Source organism: Anoxybacter fermentans (assembly GCF_003991135.1).
GTDB lineage: Bacteria > Bacillota > Halanaerobiia > DY22613 > DY22613 > Anoxybacter > Anoxybacter fermentans.
This window is the reverse complement of sequence record NZ_CP016379.1, coordinates 459,531-475,262: the sequence shown is the minus strand read 5'-3', so window position 1 is coordinate 475,262 and position 15,732 is coordinate 459,531. Positions and strand designations below refer to the sequence as shown.

11 protein-coding genes are annotated in these 15,732 nt (G+C 37.7%); all 11 read right to left on the bottom strand.

The window, feature by feature from the left end:
• Positions 1 to 196: 196 nt before the first annotated feature.
• Positions 197 to 1,729, bottom strand: a complete 1,533-nt coding sequence (gene gpmI / locus BBF96_RS02020) for a 2,3-bisphosphoglycerate-independent phosphoglycerate mutase (protein ID WP_127015614.1) — start codon at positions 1,727 to 1,729, stop codon at positions 197 to 199.
• A gap of 21 nt (positions 1,730 to 1,750) precedes the next feature.
• Positions 1,751 to 2,497, bottom strand: coding sequence for a triose-phosphate isomerase (tpiA, locus tag BBF96_RS02015; RefSeq protein WP_127015613.1), 747 nt, complete (start codon positions 2,495 to 2,497; stop codon positions 1,751 to 1,753).
• Positions 2,498 to 2,531: 34 nt separating this feature from the next.
• Positions 2,532 to 3,716 (bottom strand): phosphoglycerate kinase, encoded by a 1,185-nt coding sequence (locus BBF96_RS02010; protein WP_127018145.1) that lies wholly within the window; start codon positions 3,714 to 3,716, stop codon positions 2,532 to 2,534.
• Positions 3,717 to 3,802: 86 nt separating this feature from the next.
• The gene (gene gap / locus BBF96_RS02005) at positions 3,803 to 4,816 is read right to left on the bottom strand and encodes a type I glyceraldehyde-3-phosphate dehydrogenase (RefSeq protein WP_127015612.1); all 1,014 of its coding nucleotides are present in this window, start codon (positions 4,814 to 4,816) and stop codon (positions 3,803 to 3,805) included.
• A gap of 297 nt (positions 4,817 to 5,113) precedes the next feature.
• Entirely contained in the window at positions 5,114 to 6,157 is a 1,044-nt protein-coding gene (locus BBF96_RS02000; RefSeq protein WP_127015611.1) for a sugar-binding transcriptional regulator, read from the bottom strand.
• Positions 6,158 to 6,488: 331 nt separating this feature from the next.
• Positions 6,489 to 9,554 carry a phospholipase D-like domain-containing protein gene (locus BBF96_RS01995; protein ID WP_127015610.1) on the bottom strand — a complete coding sequence of 1,022 codons (3,066 nt, stop codon included), beginning with the start codon at positions 9,552 to 9,554 and terminating at the stop codon, positions 6,489 to 6,491.
• Positions 9,555 to 9,897: 343 nt separating this feature from the next.
• Complete coding sequence (locus BBF96_RS01990; protein WP_164730855.1) at positions 9,898 to 10,143, bottom strand: DUF3006 domain-containing protein; 246 nt, start codon at positions 10,141 to 10,143, stop codon at positions 9,898 to 9,900.
• A 75-nt stretch (positions 10,144 to 10,218) separates the two neighbouring features.
• Positions 10,219 to 11,688: a lamin tail domain-containing protein gene (locus tag BBF96_RS01985; protein WP_127015608.1), complete on the bottom strand. Its 1,470-nt coding sequence runs from the start codon at positions 11,686 to 11,688 to the stop codon at positions 10,219 to 10,221.
• Positions 11,689 to 12,023: 335 nt separating this feature from the next.
• Positions 12,024 to 13,400, bottom strand: a complete 1,377-nt coding sequence (gene rpoN, locus BBF96_RS01980; RefSeq protein WP_127015607.1) for an RNA polymerase factor sigma-54 — start codon at positions 13,398 to 13,400, stop codon at positions 12,024 to 12,026.
• Positions 13,401 to 13,404: 4 nt separating this feature from the next.
• Positions 13,405 to 14,364 (bottom strand): DNA-binding protein WhiA, encoded by a 960-nt coding sequence (gene whiA / locus BBF96_RS01975; RefSeq protein ID WP_127015606.1) that lies wholly within the window; start codon positions 14,362 to 14,364, stop codon positions 13,405 to 13,407.
• Positions 14,364 to 15,725: a gluconeogenesis factor YvcK family protein gene (locus BBF96_RS01970; RefSeq protein WP_127015605.1), complete on the bottom strand. Its 1,362-nt coding sequence runs from the start codon at positions 15,723 to 15,725 to the stop codon at positions 14,364 to 14,366. The genes whiA and BBF96_RS01970 overlap by 1 nt, the downstream gene beginning before the upstream one ends.
• Positions 15,726 to 15,732: the final 7 nt, after the last annotated feature.

The following is a 15,732-nucleotide window of genomic DNA, read 5'->3' as shown; positions in this document are numbered from 1 at the left end:
CATAGAAATTTTTCGTTTAACCATCTTAGTAAAATTTCAGTCGAAATAAAGCCTCATCACAGGATGTGATGAGCTAATCAAAGGCCAGGAGGACCCATTGATTAGTGTGCCTTATTTCGACTAAAATCGAACTTTAGATGGTTCGAAAAATTTCTTTATAAAGCGAAAATTTAGCTTTTTGCAGTAAAATCATCAATTATTTAACCAGAAGAGATTTACCTGTCATCTCCTCAGGTTGTCCAATACCAAGAATTTCTAACATTGTCGGTGCGATATCGGCAAGGATTCCACCTTCCCGAAGTTTTACACCCTCAGGACCACCAATATAGATCATAGGTACAGGATATGTGGTATGAGCAGTATGAGGATTATCGCCTTCCAACATCTTTTCGGCATTACCATGATCCGCTGTTAAAAGAACCTGACCGCCTTTATCCAGGATAATTGGAATCAACTTTGCCAGACATTGATCAACAGCCTCAGCAGCCTTAATAGCTGCATCAAGATCTCCTGTATGACCCACCATATCACAGTTAGCATAATTTAAGATAATAACATCATATATATCTTTATTAATCTCTTCTATCAAAGCATCTGTAACTTCAAATGCACTCATAGACGGCTTTTGATCATAAGTAGCCACTTTTGGTGAAGGTATTAAACGACGTTCTTCCCCTTCTACCGGTTCTTCTTTACCACCATTAAAGAAGAATGTTACATGAGCATATTTCTCAGTTTCAGCAATCCGTAACTGTTTGAGCCCGGCTGTACTCAAAACCTCAGCTAAAGTTCCTTTAATCTCTTCAGGTGGGAATGCAATTGGTAAATTAAAAGTTTCATCATATTCAGTCATACAGATATAGTGGAGATTAAGATATTTGCCACGATCAAAGGCATCAAACTCCGGCAAAGCCAGAGCGCGGGTAATCTGCCGTGCACGATCAGCCCGGAAATTATAGAAAATTACTGTATCTCCTTCTTTAATAGTTCCGCGCGGACTTCCTTTTTCATCAACCACAACCGTTGGTGTTACAAATTCATCTGTCTCACCAGATGCATAAGCCTGCTCAACGGCTTCTATTGCAGAAGAAGTAGTTTTACCTTCACCGAAAACCATAGCCCGATAACTTTTTTCAATTCTATCCCAGCGCTGATCCCGGTCCATGGTATAATAACGGCCGCTAACTGTTGCAATGGTTCCCACATTCAACTCATTAATCTTTTCCTCTAATGCCTGAACATATTTTTTAGCACTCTTTGGCGGTGTATCTCTACCATCTAAAATGGCGTGAATATAAACTTCTTCTACTTCTAATTCTTTTGCCATCTTAAGAAGACCAAAAAGATGGTCAATATGGCTGTGTACTCCACCATCTGAGAGAAGTCCCATTAAATGAAGAGCCTTACCTTTAGCTTTGGCATGTTCCATCCCAGATTTCAGAACGGGATTTTTAAAAATTTCACCGCTTTCTATAGCCATCGAAATGCGGGTGAAATCCTGATAGACAATTCGACCACTTCCAATATTAAGATGACCTACTTCCGAGTTCCCCATCTGACCCTCAGGTAAACCTACAGCTTTACCTGAGGCTTCAATTAAAGTATGGGGATATTTCTGAAAAAGAGAATCGATATAGGGAGTATCAGCTAGTTTAATTGCATTACCTTTTTTTTCAGGATTTTCTCCCCAACCATCCATGATGATCAGGGCCAATGGTTTTGGTCTCATAAACTCCCCCCTTACTGCATATTATTCGAACTTGACAATTGCTGCAAAAGACTCAGCATCTAGACTGGCACCACCTACCAGAGCACCATCAATCTCTGGTTCTTTCATATATTCAGAGATATTGTTAGGTTTTACACTTCCGCCATATAAAATCCGCATCTTATCGGCAGAATCTCCAAATTTATTGCGTACTACATTACGTATAAAACCGATAGTCTCATTGGCATCAGAAGAAGTAGCTGAACGACCGGTACCAATGGCCCAGATTGGCTCATAAGCGATAATAGCCCTGGCAACCTGTTCTTCAGTTAAACCATCCAATGCAGCTAAAACCTGACGCTCACAGACCTTCTCAGTTTGCCCGCTTTCTCTTTCTTCTAAACTTTCACCAACACATATAATGGGAATCAATTCATGAGCAAAAGCTGCTTTAACTTTTTTATTTACAGTCTCATCGGTCTCAGCAAAATATTGGCGACGTTCAGAGTGACCGATAATCACATATTGACAGAGTTCCTTCAACATCACAGGAGAAATTTCGCCAGTAAATGCTCCTGAATCTTCCCAATGCATATTTTGTGCCCCAAGACCAATATTGGTTCCTTCTAAAACCATTTTAACCAAATAAAGATCAACAGCAGGTGGACAGACAACAATCTCTACATCATTGACATCCTCAACCAGGGAAATCAGAGCTTTGGCAAGCTCAGCACCTTCTGAAACTGTCTTATTCATCTTCCAATTTCCAGCGATAAAAGGCTTACGCACCTTCCTCTCCCCCCTTCCGAACATTTAAATCAACTTACTCCAAATCACTTAATGCAGCAATTCCTGGCAATTCCTTTCCTTCCAGAAACTCTAGTGATGCACCACCGCCGGTAGATACATGGGTCATCTTATCTTTTAAACCGGCTTTAGCAACTGCTGCTGCAGAATCACCGCCACCAATAATAGAAGTTACATCTGCTTCAGCCAATGCTTTAGCTATAGCAAATGTACCTTTAGCAAATGGCTCCATCTCAAATACACCCATCGGTCCATTCCAGACAACAGTTTTGCTATCACGGATAACAGCAGAGAATACATCAATAGACTCAGGACCAATATCTAATGCTTGCCAATCAGCAGGAATAGCACTTATCGGAACTACTTTGATATCAGCATCTGCACTGAATTCAGATGCAACAACCACATCTACAGGTAAAACTAACTTAATTCCTTTATCATCGGCTTTTTTAATTAACTCTTTAGCAAGGTCCACCTTATCTTCTTCTACCAGAGATTTACCTGTTTCATAGCCCTGAGCACGTATGAAGGTATTAGCCATACCACCACCAATAATAAGAGAATCTACTTTATCTAACAAATTCTCAATTACACCAATCTTATCAGAAACCTTAGCTCCACCAATAATAGCAGTAAATGGCCGTTCCGGGTTATGGATAGCTTTACTCAATGCTTCAATTTCACGCTGCATCAAAAAACCAGCACAGGATGGCAGATATTCTGCAACTCCAGCTGTAGAAGCATGAGCACGATGAGCAGCACCAAAGGCATCGTTAACAAAAACGTCTGCAAGTTCAGCTAATGCTTTAGCAAATTCCGGGTCATTTTCTTTTTCGCCCTTATAAAAACGGGTATTTTCCAAAACCAACACATCGCCAAATTTCATCTGTTCAATGGCTTTCTTTGGCTCATCACCAATACAATCATCTACTTTATAAACTTCTTTTTCTAACAACTCAGATAAACGATGGGCAACAGGATCCAAACGGAATTCCTCTTTAACCTGGCCTTTCGGACGACCCAGATGACTTGCCAGAATCACTTTAGCATTGCAGTTTATCAGATATTGAATAGTAGGAAGGGCAGCTCTAATTCTGGTATCATCAGTGATTTTTCCATCCTTCATGGGAACATTAAAATCCACACGGACTAAAACCCGTTTTTTTTCAAAGTCCATATCTTTTAAAGTCTTTTTCCGCAACATCACATTATACCTCCTTTATTTCTCAGTAAAGGGTGGAGAAATAGTACTCCACCCCCATTTTTCATTTTATCCTTTTTAAGTTATTATAATCCCTTGCTGGCAATGTAGATAGCCAGGTCAACTACACGGCAGGAGTAACCCCACTCGTTATCATACCAGGCCAGAACCTTAACCATGTTATCACCTAATACCATGGTAGATTCTGCATTAAAGATGGAGGAATGAGGGTTCCCCTGGAAGTCTTTAGATACCAGTGGCATATCATTATAAGCCAGAATACCTTTCAGTGGGCCCTCTGCAGCCTCTTTCATAGCTGCATTAACTTCTTCTACAGTTACATTGGTTTTCAGTTCAGCTACCAGGTCAACTAAAGAAACAGTTGAAGTAGGAACACGAACAGCCATACCGTTGAATTTACCTTTCAATTCCGGTAATACAAGTGCAACAGCTTTAGCAGCACCGGTTGTAGTTGGAACCATGTTTAAAGCAGCAGCACGACCACGGGTAATTTTCTTCCATGAAACAGGAGCATCCAGAATAGCCTGATTACCGGTATAAGCATGAATAGTTGTCATTAAACCTTTGACAATTCCAAACTTCTCATTCAAAACTTTAGCCACTGGAGCCAGACAGTTGGTTGTACAGGATGCATTGGAGATAATGTGATGATTAGCTGGATCATATTTATCTTCATTTACACCCATTACGATGGTAATATCTTCACCCTTAGCAGGAGCGGAAATAATAACCTTCTTTGCACCAGCATCTAAATGTTTTTTGGCATCTTCAGCTTTAGTGAAAAGACCGGTAGATTCTATAACGATATCTACACCAAGTTCGCCCCACTTTAAGTTTGCAGGATCTTTTTCAGCAGTAACTAAAACCTCTTTCCCATTTACGATAATTTTGTTATCTTCAGCTCTTACATCTGCATCCAATACACCATAGTTGGAGTCATATTTTAAAAGATAGGCCAGAACTTTAGCATCAGTTAAGTCATTTACTGCTACGATTTCAATTTCTGGTTTAGTCATTGCATACCGGAATACTCTTCGACCAATGGCACCAAAACCATTAATCCCCACTTTAACTGTCATGAAAAATCTCCTCCTTTTAAAATTTTTTTATATGATTGTACTGCAAAAAGCTAATTTTGAGCGACATAAAAATTTTTCGCTAAACCATCTTAGCAAGATTGAAGTCGAAATAAGGCCTCATCACAGGATGTGATGAGCTAGTTCTAAGGGCCAGGAGAGCTATTTGATCAGGTAGCCTTATTTCGACTGAAATCGAGCTTTAGATGGTTCGAAAAATTTCTCAAGGAACGAAAAATTAGCTTTTTGCAGTTTAACCTTACTTTTGCAGTTTAACCTTATATCTAAATTTAAGTTAAACTACCGTTTATGAAAAATTTCTAACATCTCTCTGGCTGTCTTTTCATCAGTAATCAGAATATCATGATATTCTGGCGAGACGACAGAGAGAATGGCTCTAGCTTTTTCTTCTCCTTCTGCAATAGCAATCACCAAAAGATCATCTCTTTTCAAATCATCAAGTTTTAAACCAACACTGGTAGTCGTATAAACAATCTTTCCATCTTCACTAAAATAGAACCCAAAAGCTTCACCTACAGCTCCTACTTCTTTAAGATAATTGATTTCTGAAAGAGACAATCCCCGCCTTTTTGCCATCTCTTCAGCAGTACCCACACCATGAACCAGAATATTAGCCCTGGCCAGCAAATCCAAAACTTCTTTAATCTGAGGTTCCTGACAGAGGCTGTTTAGGGTGGTTTCCTGCAAATTATCGGGAACATGGAGCATACGATATGTACCACCTAATTTTTTTGCTATCGTGGCCGCTATAGTATTGGCTTGAATCTCCACGTCTTCTCCAAGACCACCCCGACCTGGAATTACTATAATCTGACGATTCTCACCATCCCAGGTCATAGTATTTGCCACTTCCGCCATAGTAGTACCACCAGTTACAGCCAGAATTGTTAGTTCATCTTTTCTGTTGGCAAGAATCTTCTTCAATTCTCCAGCAGCAAAACGCCCCAATTCGGTTTTATTGTATTCGGGATTATAAGCCCCCGGTACAATAAGAACCTGTGAAATACCGAGGATCTTTTGAACTTCAGCTTCCAGATCACTAATTCCCTTAATCACCTTAATATAATCTACAAGTTCATTTAAAAGTTCCTTCCCTTCATCGGTTAAAACAGCCCCAGCAGAGGTGATATGAATTAACCCTATATCTTTCAAAAAATCCAGTTCATTACGAACACTTCGCTCACTTTCGTCCAGTTTTTCTGCCAGAATGCGTCGCCCTATAGGTTGTAGATGCTGAATTTCTTTTAATATATTATATCTTTTCTCTACAACCATTATTAAATCCGGCAAAAGTTTGCGCTGTATCCTGAAAAGCCGCTCCAATCTTTCACCTCCTTTGGGGACGTATTGAGCGGGATAAATTTGACCCACTGGAACAAATTTAACCCGCTATTATCAAAAAATATATTTACATCAACTAGTGTTACCACTCCGTTATTATATATTCAATCAGCCAACGGGATGTTATCTGTCCCGCGGGTGCGTTTTTTGACCCACAGAAGAAAAAAACAAACTTTTTTCTATTCAGTCTATTCTACATAATGTGAATAATTCCTGCTCCAGAGAAAAAAATTCTAAAAAAATTTTTCCCAGATAATTTTTCATTAAAAAAGGCTGTTGACATGCAAAATGTCAACAGCCAAGGGTAATTAGTTTATTGTCCCATTGGAATTCTTCCTCCAGCCATATAGTATCTAGCGTAGAATTCCTGTAAGAACTGGTTGACGATATTTGCATCATGGATGATCAAAATATTTTCATCATTTACGTCATTTCCGTTAGCACTCCAATTGGCCGAACCAACAATAACTACTGGATCACTGTTTGTATCAGCATCGATTAACATAGTCTTACTGTGTAGTTTTCTATCCTCTCCGTCCTTATAAACTGGTGCCGGGTTAGCCCAACGAGTATTTGGATTATCTAGACTTTCATATGAAGCTGTGCGTCCTGTCATATCTACTGATGCCGACCACCAGCTATTCCAGTATGATGAATCAAAAACACCTTTGACATCAAAACCGGTAAGGGTTCCAATCAAATCTTCTTTTGAACCTTCCCATAAATATTTTAATTCATCTAATAACGTCTGGTTAGACCATGCAAAAATGGTAAAATAAGCATTAAAATCAGCATTATTCCGTACATAATTGGTTATATGACCTATTGCATCATCTCCTGGAGAGAAATAGACTTCTACTATGCGTCCACCTACATCAACTACATGGGCAGTATTATCAACCTTTCTGGAATGGAAGTTAGATACCTGAGGATCTGGTTGCATAGTACTGCTGCCCCACATTTCATCAAATTCCCTCTTGAAAATATCAGCCAATTCAACTGAGTTAATTTCTACCACATGTTGAGTATTCCCACCAAGAATACCAGCAAGTCTATTTTCTTCTGAACCATATAATCCGGTTTCGGTAAAGTTCCAACTTCCTGTCCATACCCAGGTGTTGTCAAAAATTACAAACTTATTGTGCATCTGATCGGAAGGAGAATAATATGTTCCATCAGATTTTTGTTCCGCATCTACAAAAAGGTAACCGGAAACTTGATTTCCTGCAACAGTTACTGTGACATAATTAATTCCATCCGGAGTAGAAGGAAGTCCATATTGCCCTCTTAAAATACTATCTTCTACTGCAAAAATTGGAGAATCAGAGAAGATGATTATATCATCAGAAGTACCAATTATACCATCTCCACCACGTGCCATTTTTTCTAGATAAAGCCTCATAATTTGATAACGTTCTTCATAAGTAGCATCTGATGGTTGTTTTGCATCGACAATTAATCTTATATTCACACCTGCCTGTGCTTTCTTTATAAGAGCATCAACAACTCGGGGCAAATTAATTTCATAAATTGCCATATCAATAGATGTAGTTGCGTTATTAATTCTTTCTATCAAACGATCCTCTAAATTAACATGATGATTTGCCAGGTTATTGGTTGTTGCATATCTTGTTAACGCACCTTTGTTAAAGTAAACATTTATCGCACCTGGCCCGGTTTCAACTGTATTTATGCTCTCTGGTGCCCCTTCATCAGTCAGTCCATCATGATCATTGTCAATAAAATCTGACAATGAACCTACAGAATTTGGTGATTCTGCACCTGGATTACCTGCTAACCATGTATCAGGAATCCAATTCCAGTGCAGATTAAAGTAATCAGTAAATGCAGCAGCTAATGGCTGATTTTCAATGTATAAGGTATTTTCATCATTCTCAGTATTTCCAGAACCCGTCCAATTCTGTGATCCAATTATAACTATATACCCATCAGCCACCAGAGCTTTCATATGTTCTTTTCCGCCCCAATTTTCTACTTTAACAGGAATACCTACATTTCGGAGTTGTTCATGTTTACTGAACTCATTAGCAGCTCCCGATGCATCTATAATAACTTTGACATCAACTCCACGATTATATGCAGCAATAATCGCATCAGCAATTTCCTGATCAGTCAGATAGAAAATTTTAATGTATAATGTACTTTGAGCAGCATTAATAGCACGAATAATGGCATTATGGGTGGCATCATCCGTTGGTGAGAAATAACATTCTATGATAGATCCATCTTCTAATGGCGGAAAAATATGTTGGGTATTATCAGTTTTGGCATCATGGAACTTTCCGGAGTACATTTCTTCAAATTCTTGTTTATAGGCAAGGGCCAAATCGGTATGTCTGATAAGTATCGACCAGTTAGAATTATATTCGGCGTTAATACCTGTATCTGAGATGTTAGTAGAACCTGTCCAGACAGAACTATCATCGAAAATAAAGAACTTGTTGTGCATAATTCTATCATCATTGTCAGCAATTACTGCACCTGCTGGCAATGAATCAATTAATTTCTGTGTATCCTTATAGTAATAATAACCTGAAGAATCTGAATCGACTACACCGCGGACCTGAACACCGCGATTTACAGCATCTATTAAAGCAGCCAGTATCTCTTCTGTTTCTCTCATTCCGTAAATAGCAAAATCAATAGAAGTAGTGGCACTATTAATGGCATTTACCAGAGCATTAGCCATATTTTTTGGCCCATAATCAGGCATTACAGTATTGAGGTTATCAGAAAAATAGACATCATACCATAAATCAGAAGTACCACCACCTATACTTCCTCCAGAACTACCAGAAGAGCTGGTATTGGAATTTAATGCTTTCGGGGTACCATAGCCTCCATCATACCCAACAGTTGATGTGTTCCAGTTAGATGAATCAGTACCGCTTACCAGGGGATCAGTTCTTTCCATAGTAGCTTTAGTATCATTATCTCCTGCATACCAGGCATCAACACTGTCTATCAATGTCCCTGACGCATCTCTTAACTCAAGAGTCTCTCCAGTATTTCCTAAACTCCCGGTATATATCAGATCAGCAGATATACCTGGAACAGAATTATCATCTGTTCTTTCCAGAAGAAAATATCCTTTAGCTGGGATAATTCCTGATAAATTTATACTTGGAGTCCCATCTACAGCATTTAAAGTCCAACCTGATAAATCTATATCTGAGTTTGTAGTGTTATATAACTCAATCCATTCATCATAGGTGCTATATGTTGTCCCCACCCAGGCTACTTCATTGATCACAACTGAACCAATATTCGCCGCCTGTATATATTGTCCAGAGACAATAAAAACCCACACCAAACTAATCATTAATACCAGAATAGAGACTCTTTTTGAAGCTAACATCTTTTTCACCCCTTAATTTAAAATTTTTTTAAATCCCTTAAACTTCTCCTTACCTTTTCCCCTTACCTAATTATAATTTTTATATCTTTGATATCTCCCCCTTTACCATAAAATTTCTCTTTATAATTAAGCATTTTCCATACAATTTCCTATTTAATTCTTGTTAAATTTTACTATATATTAGCAAATATGATTAATTTCATATAATCCTGGCTTATTTACTGTTAGCTATCTGAAATATTAATATAACTATTTGACATATATTTCCATATTCCTGTCTGAATTTTTCTTACTATATTATATTTTTTATATCTACCAAAAGGCTTCCCTCAAAGAGGGAAGCCTAATCTTTTTTCTTCTCCATTTCCTGGGTACGTTTTAGTAGTCTAGCAAGTCGATCTTGGGCCTTTTCTTTAATCTTTTTGGTCTCTTCATGGTCAATTTCGATATTGATATAGACAATATCTCCCTCTTTAATCTCTTCTGGTAAATGCTTCACAGGCCAGATAATCTTACCTCTCTCATTTGATGAAATGAGAAGTAATGCTTTTCCTGCTTCAATCTGGTCAACGACCGCTCTAATCCGCAAAAAAATCCCTCCCACTATAGTTGAATTTACTGGTATATTTCCACTGAAACATCTGTTTTGTCCTTTTTTAGTATATTAATAAGTTGTTACTGTAATTGTATTTCCATCAGATGTCATGACAATATCTCCATTTAAAGCTCCATCCAGGTCAGTACGATAAATTGTAATATTTCTGCTATTCAATGTATCTAAAGTTTCTTGATGTGGATGTCCATAAGGATTATTTTCACCGCACATGATTACCGCACCAACGGTTGGAGTTACAGCATCAACAAATTCCGGAGCTGTAGCGGTATAGCTACCATGGTGACCAACTTTTAACACATCTGCATCAACATTATAACCTTCTGCCATAATCTCAGTCTCAATATTCTGACCAGCATCACCAGTAAAGATAAAGCTGGTATTTCCATAAGTTAGACGAAGTACAACTGATACGTCATTAGTATATTGTGGATTGTTTACAATAGCATCAGTTGGACTTAAAATTTCAACATATACGTCAGGACTTAAATAGAAACTATCTCCTCTCCGTGCCAGGTAAAGTGGTACATTGTTAGTTTCAATAGCGTTCATATAATCATCATAGCTTTGAGAAGTATAAACTAAACCGCTATCATAAGCCTTATATACTGGCCAGTTATTGATAACTGCATCAAGACTACCAATATGGTCAGAATGTGGATGAGTAGCAACAGTAACATCAATGTGATCAAGACCCAGATTAGTCAGATAACTTATAACCTTGTTTTCAATTTCGCTCTCCCAGCTACCAGCATCGATCATCATAGCTTCACCAGTAGGAGCCTGAATTAAGATTGCATCTCCCTGACCAACATCAATGAAGTGAACTTTTAAAACTCCTGGCGCTGGGTTTTCACCAGTACCGGTAGAACCACCAGAAGAACCACCAGTATCTCCACCAGTATTGCTACCACTGCTACCACTGCTACCGCCATTTACTGTTCCAGGAGTTGGTGCAACATTACTCACCCAGTCAGATTCAGTATCAGTATCAACATCTGCAGGGTTCCGCTCAATAGAGTTACCGGTCTTAGCATAAATGTTCCAACCAGTCACATAACCTTCCCAGGCAACATAGTCTACTGCATTACCACTACTGTCCTTTAAAATCAACTGATCTCCTGAATTGCTTAAAGCCAGAGATAAACCGGAAATGTCCGGATTAAATCCAAATAAAGAATTAAATCCATTGCTATCTTTAGCAATAATCAGTGTAGATTGACTCTGAATAACTGTTCCACCAGGTAAAGTATATGTTGAATAATTATCAGTGAGAGTCCAATTGCTCAAATCAATAGCTGAAGAACTCATGTTGTAAAGTTCAATGTATTCTTCTTTGCTATCAGTACCAGGAGTATCATAATATACTTCTGATATTACTACAGTATTTGAAGCCAGCGTAACAATTTTCTCAATATCCCTATTTAAACTTTGCTTTTCCTCTAGACTAAAACATCCTGTCATTACCAATCCTAAAACCATCAACATTATAGCCAGCCAGGTCAGTCTCATTCTTTTCATTTAAATCCCTCCTATTTTTTATTTGTTAGTCCTCCTACAATTTAATCCCTACATCCGCCTAATATTAAATTCTCCAAAACCCCCCTTCTTTCTTAAATTCCACTTTTTTCCTTAATAAGTGGTATAGTTATAATTCGACGTTTGTTGCCATATTCCTGTTTGAAAAAATAAATTTATCAACTTTTTAACAACTTTTTTATTTTTTGACTATTAGCTAAATTTTATACCACCAAATTTTCCTATGCCAGAAAAAAATCCCTTTACGGCCCAAAACACCGAAAGGGATAATAACTTTAAAAGGCGAAGGTCAAATTTACCTTCGCCTTTTAAACAATTTAATCATATCTCCGTCGTTTGTTAGAAGGAGGAATACCCAATTCATCCCGATATTTGGCAACTGTTCTGCGGGAGATAGAATAACCCCTTTCTTTGATTAATTCTGCAATTTTTCTATCACTTAAAGGTTTAGTTGGATCTTCGCCTTGGATCAATTCCTGGATAATCTCTTTTACACTGACTGAAGCAAGTCCGTCTCCATTGCCACCAGAAATACCGCTGTTAAAGAAAAATTTAAGTTCAAAGATTCCATGGGGAGTCTGGACATATTTATTAGCCGTAGCTCTACTCACAGTGGATTCATGAACTTGAATCCTTTCTGCAACTTCATTTAATGTCATAGGTTGGAGATATTTTATTCCATAATCTAAAAAAGGTCGTTGCAGTTCCACCAGTGTTTCTACTATCCGATAGATAGTCATCCTTCGCTGTTCAATACACTTAATTAGCCATAAAGCCGAATTCAACTTTTTTGTTAAAAATTCTCTGACATTTTTATCTGATTTTGAATTTTTTAAAATTTTTTGATAATAAGAATTAATCTTTAAATGTGGCTGAGTCTGTTCGTTCATAACTACAATATAATCATTTCCTACTTTTTGAATAAAAACATCAGGCTCTAAATATCCAGTTGTATAATTAGTCGAAAAATTAGCTGCAGGTCTAGGATTTAAGGTTTTAATCAAATCCGCTGCTTTTTGAACCTCAGTCGGCGAAACTTTAAGTTTATTGGCAATCTGCTTTATCCGATTCTCGCCCAGGTCATAGAGAAAGTCCTTTATGATTTGTTCTACCAGAGGTAAGTCACCATATAAATACCTGCACTGTATAATCAGAGATTCGACCAGATTCCTTGCTCCCACTCCAATAGGATCCAGAGTTTGAATCTTCTTTAAAACTGCCATTACTCTGGGAACTTCTACACCCAGGGCCTCTGATACTGCCTCTATCGGAATACTCAAAAACCCTCTCTCATCAAGAGAACCAATCAAATATTCACCAATTTCCAGTTCAACCGGATCATGGATCAATAAATTGAACTGAGATAATAGATATTCAGTAAGGGTAGGTTTAATTGTGATATAATTTTCATAATTATATTCTTCCGGATCACGCTCTAGACTTTGTTTAAGCTCAAATGAATAATCTATATATGCCAGATAGTCTTCTAAAAAGTCTGCTTCATCAAGCTCAAGCTCTTCCTCCATGGGTTCATCTATTTCTACTTCTAGAATTGGATTGGATTTAAGTTCTTCTTGAATATACTGATTTAATTCAAGAGTAGAAAATTGAAGTAATTGTATGGCCTGTTGAAGACGTGGGGTCATAATTAATGTCTGTTTTTGTTCAATAGCAAGATGTTGTGATAAAATCATGGCATTAACCACCCTTTATCTTCTGGTTTTGACGAATTTTATTAGCAATCTTAGTTATTCTCCTCAAGCGTCCATTTACTCCTGATTTACTTAAAGGTGGATTTAATAACTGACCCAATTCCTTTAAACTTACATAAGGGTGAGCTATTCTCAACCGAGCAATTTCCTGCAAACTGGCAGGAAGTGAGTCTATCCCATATTTATCAGCAATCAATTGAATATCTTCCAATTGCTGCATAGAAGCAGTAATAGTTTTTTCCAGATTGGCCGTCTCACAGTTAACCCTACGATTGACATCATTTTTTATATTTTTCATCACCCTATAATCTTCATATTTGAGTAAAGCAGAATGGGCACCGATTAAATTTAAAAAAGTAGCAATATCATCAGAATTTTTAAAATAAATGACGTGGCTATTCTTCCGAAATGTCATATTTCCATTAAGTTGAAAAGAATTGAAAAAATCCAACAGTTCTCTGGCATATTCTTCATGGTCAAAACTAAATTCTAAATGATAACCCCGATCAGGATGATTCACCGAACCTGCCCCTAAAAAGGTACCTCTAAGATAACTCCTGGAACAGCACTCCCGGGCCACCAGGTCATGATCTAGCTTATAATTAAAACGATACATTGAGTCAAGTACTCCTGCTTCAATCAGCATCTCCCGGGTACCTTTTTGAGGTGGTATTTTGACCTGGTAACTATTATGTCTATGAAAACGCATCTTTTTTCTGACCATAATCTCAGTAAAGAGGTTATAGTTAGCTTTAATTAATTTAAAAATCTTGCGAGCAACTGCCGCATTATCAGTCTTCAATATCAACCCAATCTGTCGTTGAGTAATAGATAAAGTACCATTGCTACGGATTAGAGCTGTCAGCTCAGAACGCTGGCAGCAACGCCTTTCAGGAATAATTCTGGCCAATTCATTTCTTACTTCATCTGCAAAAGAAATAGACATTACTCATCACCTAATTTTAAAAAATCTTTTTTTCGTGAAGTAAAATACCAATCCATAAATTTAAAACGCCTGCTTCCCACATCTAACCGAATAATAAGTTTTATTATCAATTCAGATAATAGGCGGGGATTGTGACGGACTAGATTTTTCTTACTAATCAATGAGCTTTTTATTACATTTACTCCTAATTCCTTTAACCTATCATAATCTACTTCTACTGGATATGCTCCCTGTTCAGCATATTTTTGAGCCAGTTTATCAGGAATAGGCTCATCATTAACTACTATATAATCGAAAAGCTTAAATCCCACATGATCAAAAATCTTTTGAACATGATCGGCAGCTGTATAACCTGTAGTTTCACCGGGTTGGGTCATTACATTACAAACATATATTTTCAATGCTCTACTATCTCTAATCGCTTCAGCTACACCTTTTATCAAAAGGTTGGGAATAACACTGGTAAAAAGACTTCCAGGACCCAGAATAATCGCATCTGCCTCTTTGATAGCCTTTATAGTCTCATCTAAAGGCTCTGCATCTTCAGGTTCTAAATAGACCCGACGAATTGGTGTAAGATGCTGTGGAATCCTGGATTCCCCTCTGGTTATCTGACCATCTTCATGTTCAGCACATAGAACAATATCTGTCAAAGTGGAGGGCAATACCCGGCCACGGACTGCCAGGACTTTACTGGATTCCTGGATGGCCCGATCAAAATCTCCTGTAATCTCCGTCATAGCGGCAATATAAAGATTTCCGAAAGAATGTCCCTTAAGATCCCCTTCAGTAAAACGATATTGAAAAAGACTTTCCATTAAAGGTTCGATATCAGCAAGTGCTACCAGGCAGTTACGAATATCTCCCGGCGGTAGTATTCCCATTTCATCTCGTAATACTCCTGAACTCCCCCCATCATCTGAAACGGTAACAACTGCTGTAATATTAGATGTATATTCTTTCAAACCCCTTAGAAGAGTAGAAAGTCCTGTTCCTCCACCTAATGCAACAATCTTAGGGCCTCGCCTCAACTGGCGCTTTTGATAGACAATCTCTACCAACTTTTCTTCACTATCCGGAAGAATAGTTTTAATCAATGATATGATAGTACTTTGAATTCCTTTGGCGAAAATAAAAAGTCCTATGGCAATCAAGCCAATTCCTACAAATATATTAATCGAAGGAGTAATATGCCCTGTTAAATCATATGCCAATCGAATTATAATACCTTCGATATTACCTATCAACTTAAATCCAAGAATTATAGCAAAACCAAAAGCTATTAAAAAAATACCCGTTACTGATAAGAGTAACCATCGCTTTACCCGCATACCTGGGTATAACCATTTGAGCTTATTCATTATTCCC

What these genes read in the sequence shown, in the direction of transcription:
- gpmI (WP_127015614.1), bottom strand. Translation starts at nt 1,729, where the DNA reads ATGAGACCAAAACCATTGGCCCTGATCATCATGGATGGTTGGGGAGAA.
- BBF96_RS01995 (WP_127015610.1), bottom strand. Translation starts at nt 9,554, where the DNA reads ATGTTAGCTTCAAAAAGAGTCTCTATTCTGGTATTAATGATTAGTTTG.
- gap (WP_127015612.1), bottom strand. Translation starts at nt 4,816, where the DNA reads ATGACAGTTAAAGTGGGGATTAATGGTTTTGGTGCCATTGGTCGAAGA.
- BBF96_RS01970 (WP_127015605.1), bottom strand. Translation starts at nt 15,725, where the DNA reads ATGAATAAGCTCAAATGGTTATACCCAGGTATGCGGGTAAAGCGATGG.
- rpoN (WP_127015607.1), bottom strand. Translation starts at nt 13,400, where the DNA reads ATGATTTTATCACAACATCTTGCTATTGAACAAAAACAGACATTAATT.
- whiA (WP_127015606.1), bottom strand. Translation starts at nt 14,364, where the DNA reads ATGTCTATTTCTTTTGCAGATGAAGTAAGAAATGAATTGGCCAGAATT.
- BBF96_RS01985 (WP_127015608.1), bottom strand. Translation starts at nt 11,688, where the DNA reads ATGAAAAGAATGAGACTGACCTGGCTGGCTATAATGTTGATGGTTTTA.